This window comes from Polaromonas sp. (assembly GCF_031411155.1).
In the GTDB taxonomy this organism is placed as follows: Bacteria; Pseudomonadota; Gammaproteobacteria; order Burkholderiales; family Burkholderiaceae_C; genus Polaromonas.
Genome location: NZ_JANOAL010000010.1, coordinates 1 through 5,451 on the forward strand (window position 1 = coordinate 1; position 5,451 = coordinate 5,451).

General features: G+C 71.3%; 2 protein-coding genes. Both read left to right on the forward strand.

The genetic code is table 11. The features are described from left to right. Positions 1 to 1,819: BamA/TamA family outer membrane protein (locus RMO23_RS00495; protein ID WP_309678017.1), on the forward strand; the 1,819-nt coding region annotated here is incomplete at its 5' end. Beyond that, positions 1,819 to 5,451, forward strand: a 3,633-nt coding sequence (locus tag RMO23_RS00500) for a translocation/assembly module TamB domain-containing protein (protein ID WP_405041536.1), incomplete at its 3' end; no start/stop codon positions are given. The genes RMO23_RS00495 and RMO23_RS00500, both read left to right, overlap by 1 nt.

Below are 5,451 nucleotides of genomic sequence, written 5' to 3' on the forward strand. Positions count from 1 at the left end.
ACAAACCGCACCGGCGCCCGCGCCGCCGCCCGAAAAAATCGCGCCGGCACCGACGCCACAAGGCGCTGTCGGGCCGACCAGCGCCGAGCCCGAAGTCACCGCCTTTGACATCGCCGTGCGCACGCCGCCCGGATTTGGCGATTTGCGGGAACTGCTGGAAAAGCACATCGAGCTGCAGCGCTACCGCGCGGTGACCGATCTTGACGACGCCGAACTGGCGCGCCTGATCGTGCTGGCCGAGCGCAATGTGCGCAACCTGGTCGGCACGCTGGGCTATTTCAGCCCCGACATCCGCATCACTCGCGAAGGCGAGATCAACCAGCGCCCGACCATCGTGGTGGCGGTGGAGCCGGGCGAGCCGACCCTGATCGGCCCGGTCGCCCTCAACTTTGCCGGTGACATTGCCGCATCGCCCGACCCGGATGCTGCCGCGCAGCGCAGCGCCATCGAGCGCGACTGGCGCCTGCCCAGCGGCCGGCGCTTCACGCAGGATGCCTGGGACGGCGCCAAAACCCAGGCCCTGCGCGCGCTGGTGGCGCGCCGCTACCCAGCCGGCAAGCTGGCCTCCAGCCTGGCCGACGTGGATGCGCCGGCGCGCACGGCCAGCCTGTCGCTGACACTCGATTCGGGGCCGCTGTACCGGCTCGGCAGCCTGCAGGTCTCGGGCGTGGAGCGCTACGACCCGGTGCTGGTGCCGCGCCTGACGCGCCTGAATGCCGGTGCGGTGTATGACCAGAACCAGCTGCTCGAGGCCCAGCAGCGGCTCGCGTCCAGCGGCTATTTTGATTCGGCCACCGTGTTCATCGACCCCGACAGCGACCCGCAGGCGGCGCCGGTGCAGGTGCAGGTGCGCGAAGCCAAATTGCAAAAAATCATTCTGGGCGTGGGCCTGACGACCGACAGCGGGCCGCGCGCGTCGGTGGAGCACACCCACCTGCGCGTGCCAGGCATAGGCTGGCGCGCCGTGACCAAGCTGCAGCTTGAGAAAAAGTCCCCGTTTGCCCAGACCGAGTGGACCTCCTTGCCCGATGCGTCCAGCTGGCGCTGGGTGGCGCTGGGCCGCATCGAACGCCTGAACGACAACGAACTGATTACCCAGACCCAGCGCCTGCGCTTTGGCCGCACCCAGGCCGGCGAGCGCATTGACCGCACTATTTACCTGCAATACGACCGGGCACGGGTGCACGGCGCTGGGCTGGCGGGCGCTAGCGCCGCCGACACCGGCGACGGCTCGGCCCTGAGCGCGAATTACGTCTGGACCGGCCGCTACTTTGACAGCCTGCCCTTCCCCGGCAAGGGCTATGGCCTGGGCTTCGAACTGGGCGGCGGCACCACCTTGGGCGGCCAGCGCCAGCCCTATGCCCGCGCCGTGGGCCGCTGGCTGGGCATCCAGCCGCTGCAGAGCGGGCGCCTGGCCCTGCGCGCCGAAGCCGGTGCCGTGCTGGCCAAAGACTCGGCCGCCATCCCCAGCACGCAGCTGTTTCGCACCGGCGGCGACAGCAGCGTGCGCGGCTATGGCCTGCGCGACATTGGCATCAAGCTGGCCAATGGCGTGACCGGCCCCGGCCATTACCTGGCCGTGGGCAGCGTTGAATGGCAGCGCCCGATTTTGCGCGACGGCCTGCCCAGCGAATGGGAACACACCGTGTTCATGGATGCCGGTGCCGTGGCCGACAAGGCGCAAGACCTGCGCCCCTCGGTCGGCGTGGGCACCGGCGTGCGCTGGAAAAGCCCGATCGGGCCCCTGCAGATTGACCTGGCCTATGGCGTCAAACCCCAAAAGTTGCGGCTGCACATGAGCGTGGGCTTTGTTTTCTGATGAACGCCGTGAACACGCATAACACCCCTCAAGACAGGCCCGAAGCAGCGTCGGGCAAGGCATTGCGCTGGTTCAAAGCCCTGGCGCTGGCCGCCGGCAGCACGCTACTGCTGGTGGTGCTGGCCGCCACCGGCGCGCTGTGGTGGTGGGCCGGCACCGATGGCTCGCTGGCCACGGCGCTGCGCTGGGTCGGGCAATACCGGCCGCTGCAGGCCCAGCGCGCCTCCGGCTCCTTGCGCAGCGGCGGTCATGTGGACGATTTGCGCTGGCAGCAAGCCGGGCTGACGGTGCAGGCCAACGATGTCACGCTGGTGTGGCAACCGTGGTCGCTGCTGCGCGGCCGGCTCACGCTGGACCGGCTGGAGGCGGCCAGCGTGCGGGTGGACGACCAGCGCCCGCCATCCGCCACGCCCACCAGCCCGCCCAATGCGCTGGGGCTGCCGCTGGGCGTCACGCTCGATGCGTTTTCGGTCGGGCAACTGCTGTGGCGCGGCGCAAGCGGTTCAGCCAATTTCGAAGCGGCGGCCATTTCGGGCCGCTACGGCTATAACGGCCTGCGGCACCAGCTCGACCTGGCCAACGCCCAGATCGCGCGCGGGCGCTACAGCGGGCGCGCCATCCTGTCGTCGAGCAGCCCGCTGACGCTGGACGCCACCCTGTCGGGCGCAGTGACAGCCACCCTGCCCAACAGCAACACCGCCCTTCCGCTGGCGTTTCGCGCCAGCGCGCGCGGGCCACTGACCGAACTGAAGGTAGAAGCCGCGCTGCAATTGGCGGCCCCGCCCGCCGCCCCCAGTGGCAGCCAAGCCGCACAGCCACAAGCCAGCCTCATGGCACGCGTCACGCCGTGGGCGGCCCAGCTGCTGCCACAAGCTGATGCCAGTTTTCGCGACCTTGACATCGCCGCGCTATGGCCGGGTGCGCCGCAAACCCTGCTGACCGGCAGCGCCAGCGTGCGCCCCCTGCCCAGCACCAGCACCTCGGTGATCAGCCCCCTCTGGGCCTTGCAAGCGCAGCTGGTCAACCGCCTGCCCGGCCCCTGGAACGCGCAGCGCCTGCCACTGGAGCAACTGCAGGCCGATGGCGAATGGCGCGATGGCACGGCCATGGTGCGCGCCCTCAAGGCGCAAGTGGGCGGCGGCGTGCTGCAGGCCAGCGGCGAATGGCAAGGCACGGCCGCGCCGCCACAACAGGCCTGGCAACTCAAAGCCACGCTGCAGGGCGTGAACCCGGCCCTGCTGCACAGCCAGCTCGCGGCGCTGCCGCTGGACGGCCGGGCCACCGTGCGTGGCCAGGGCCAGTTGCTGAACTTTGAAGCGAAGGTGCAGGCGAACAGGGACAAGCGCAAGGCCGCCAGCCCATCCGCAGCGGCCTTGCGCCTGCAGCAACTCAGAGAGGCCAGCGCCAGCGGCAGCTGGAACCCCGGGCAGGCCGGCGGCACGCTGCTGCTGTCGGCCCTGCGCGTGCGCACCGACGAGGCCGAGCTGAGTGGCCAGCTCGAAGCACAGCCCGCCGCGCAGGGCGGCAAGGGCAAGCTGAGCCTGACCGCGCCGGGGCTTGACGGCAAGGTGGAAGGCGAGTTGCGGCCCGGCAGCGGCAAGGGTGAGCTGAGCCTGCGCGGCGGCGATGCGGCGCAGGCGCTGCGCTGGCTGCAAAAACTGCCGGGTGTGCCCGCTGCAATTCAAGGCACCTCGGCCAGTGGCAGCGCAGCGTTGAATGCGAACTGGCAAGGCGGCTGGCGCGACCCGACGCTGCAGGCCCGGCTGGAGATGGCCTCGCTCGACTGGCGTGCGGCTGCCTCCGGGGCCGCAGCCGCCCCAAGCCCCAATCTGCTGAAACTGCGCGCCGTGCAAGCCACGCTGTCCGGCCGCCTGAGCCAGGCACAGCTCAACCTGCAGGGCCGGCTCGAAGCCGATCAACGGCGTTACGCCCTGCAACTGGCCGCCGACGGCGGGCGCGTCGCCGCCACGCGCAACGCCGCACTGAGCGAATCGGCCTGGCAGGGCCTGCTCAGGCAACTGACGGTATCGGTCGAAGACCCGGCGCTGGGCAGCGGCGCCTGGCGGCTGGCCACGCGCGGCGCGCTGCCGCTGAAATGGACGCCAACCCGCAGCGGCGGCGCCTTTGAAAGCGGCGCGGGCGAGGCCCTGCTGAGCGCGCCATCTTCGCAAGCCGCGCCCCCGTCACAAGCCACGCTCGCCTGGCAGCCGGTGCGCTGGCGGCCCGGCGAACTGATCACCGCCGGCAAACTGAGCGGCTTGCCGATGGCCTGGATGGAACTGCTGGCCGGCCCGCAACTGGCCGGCGCGGGTCTGGCCGGCAACCTGGTGTTTGATGGTGAATGGGACGCCACGCTGGGCGACACCCTGCGCCTCAAAGCCAGCCTGGCGCGCAGCAGCGGTGACATCTCGGTTCAGGCCGAAACCAGCCAGGGACGGGCCGCGCGCGTGGCGGCGGGTGTCAGGCAGGCGCGCCTCTCGCTGGCCAGCGAAGGCGATGCCGTGGCGTTGGCGCTGCGCTGGGACAGCGAACGCGCGGGCACGGCCGACGGCCAGCTCAGGACCCGGCTGAGCCGGGCGCCCGCCGGCACGGGCGTGGGAGGATGGCAATGGGCCGCCGATGCGCCGCTCAGCGGCCAAGTCCGTGCGCAGCTGCCGCGCGTCGGCGTTTGGTCGGTGCTGGCGCCGCCGGGCTGGCGCCTGCGCGGCTCGCTGGGGGCCGATGTGGCGATCAGCGGCACGCGTGCCGCGCCGCTGCTGGCGGGCGACTTGCAGGCCAACGACCTGGCGCTGCGCTCGGTCGTCGATGGCATCGAGTTTGGCAACGGCCGCCTGCGCGCCCGGCTGGACGGCACGCGCCTGCGCATCAACGAATTCACCCTGCAGGGCGCTGGCGACAAGGGCACAGGCGGCACGCTCACGGCCCAGGGCGAAGCCGCCTGGGTCGAAGGCCGGCCGCAGGTGCAGCTGAACGCCACCCTGCAGCGGCTGCGCGCCAGCCTGCGCACCGACCGGCAACTGACCGTCTCCGGCGAGGTCCAGGCCAGCCTGAAGGGCCAGCAGACCGAGCTGACCGGCAAGCTGGTGGTGGACCAGGCCCGCATCATCCTGCCCGATGAAGGCACGCCGCAACTGGGCGACGACGTAGTGGTGCGCACCACCAGCGGCGCAGCGGCAGGCCAGAAGGCGCCGGCCCAAACCAGCGGCGCAACGACCGACAAAGACGCCCGGCCCGTCAAGCTGGCGCTGCAGCTGGACCTGGGCCGTGACTTCCGGATCCAGGGCAAGGGCATAGACACCCGGGTGCGCGGCACGCTGGCCCTGAGCGGCGAGTCGCTGCGCGCGCCCCGGCTGGTCGGCAGCGTCAACACCGACGGCGGCCAGTACCGCGCCTACGGCCAGCGCCTGGACGTGGAGCAGGGCCTGCTGCGCTTCACCGGCGCCATCGACAACCCGGCGCTCGACATCCTGGCGATTCGCCCCAACCTGACGCAGCGCGTGGGCGTGCAGATCCTGGGGACCGCCCTGCTGCCGCGGGTGCGCCTTTACGCCCAGCCCGAGCTATCTGATGCCGAGAAGCTGTCATGGCTGGTGGTGGGCCGCTCATCGGCAGCCGGCGGCGCCGAAGCCGCG